General features: G+C 51.8%; 1 protein-coding gene. It reads right to left on the bottom strand.

Annotated features, from left to right (window positions below):
- On the bottom strand, window positions 1-523 hold a 523-nt coding region (locus tag IM700_RS22940; protein WP_193419159.1), incomplete at its 3' end, for a DoxX family protein.
- Between the last annotated feature and the right edge of the window lie 106 nt (window positions 524-629).

The raw sequence follows: 629 nt of genomic DNA on the forward strand, positions 1-629 counted from the left end.
CGTTCAGCGGTTGTTTAGGCGCCGGGGTTTGCGTACCGGCATCGTCTTTCTTATGAAACAGTTTGCGGAGGTAAGGAAGTACGTAGGTGTCGAGGCCGATTTTGCCGGCGTTGGCGGCGGCGACGAGGACCAGCACTTCAAGAATCAACATTTGTGCGTTGGTGCTTACCGTACCCGAGAAGAGGAACGCGGCGTTCATCACGAAGCCCATCAACGCGGCGAAGGTGGTGAAGGTACCGAGAATGAGCCCGATGCCGACCAGGAATTCGCCGTAAGGCACCATCACGTTGAAGAGGTCGACGTTCGGCAGGGCGAAGTGTTGCAGGAAGGTCGCCCACCAACCTTGCACGGCGGGATGGTCACCGGTGCTGTTCGCAATCGCTCCGGTTAGGAAGCCTGCGGCGTCGAAGCCGCCGGTCAGTTTATGATAGCCGGCTTCGATCCATTGATAGCCGAGGTAAACGCGGATGACGGTCAAGAGCCACATTGCCACTTTGTTTGTTCTAAGGAAATTGTTAAACATGATTCCCACTCCTTTGGTTTGTCGTTCGATTTTGTTTTTCGGATGATCATCTTTGATGTCTTTATTATATGTGATTTTTTTCACTATATATGTGATTTAAATCACA

The organism is Paenibacillus rhizolycopersici (assembly GCF_014947195.2).
Taxonomy (GTDB): domain Bacteria; phylum Bacillota; class Bacilli; order Paenibacillales; family Paenibacillaceae; genus Fontibacillus; species Fontibacillus rhizolycopersici.